This window comes from Mycobacterium intermedium, from assembly GCF_002086275.1.
GTDB classification, from domain to species: Bacteria; Actinomycetota; Actinomycetes; order Mycobacteriales; family Mycobacteriaceae; genus Mycobacterium; species Mycobacterium intermedium.
In genome coordinates this window covers 1-693 of sequence record NZ_MVHT01000292.1, presented here as the reverse complement: position 1 = coordinate 693, position 693 = coordinate 1, and the positions used below count along the sequence as shown (strand labels likewise).

General features: G+C 61.2%; 1 protein-coding gene. It reads left to right on the top strand.

What is annotated here, in order from left to right:
• The coding region (locus BST27_RS30735; protein WP_139805517.1) for a sulfate/molybdate ABC transporter ATP-binding protein at positions 1-693 on the top strand (693 nt) is incomplete at both ends.

The following is a 693-nucleotide window of genomic DNA, read 5'->3' as shown; positions in this document are numbered from 1 at the left end:
GCGATCGTGGTGCGCGATGCCTATAAGAATTACGGCGATTTCGTGGCGCTGGATCATGTGGACTTCGAGGTGCCCAGTGGGTCGTTGACGGCGTTGTTGGGGCCTAGTGGTTCGGGCAAGTCGACGTTGTTGCGTGCGATCGCTGGTCTGGATCAGCCGGATTCGGGGACGGTGACCATCAATGGTCGTGACGTGACCCGGGTGCCGCCGCAGCGGCGGGGTATCGGGTTTGTGTTTCAGCACTATGCGGCGTTCAAGCATCTGACGGTGCGGGACAACGTGGCGTATGGGTTGAAGATCCGCCGGCGGCCCAAGGCCGAGATCAAAAAGAAGGTCGACGATCTGTTGGAGGTGGTGGGGCTCAGCGGTTTTCAGCGGCGGTATCCCAATCAGCTCTCTGGTGGTCAGCGTCAGCGGATGGCGTTGGCGCGGGCGTTGGCGGTGGATCCGGAGGTGTTGTTGCTCGATGAGCCCTTCGGTGCGTTGGATGCCAAGGTGCGCGAGGATCTGCGGAGTTGGTTGCGCCGGTTGCATGACGAGGTGCATGTGACCACGGTGTTGGTGACGCATGATCAGGCCGAGGCGTTGGATGTGGCCGATCGGATCGCGGTGTTGAACAAGGGGCGTATCGAGCAGGTCGGGTCGCCCACCGAGGTTTATGACACCCCGGTCAATCCGTTCGTCATGTCGTTT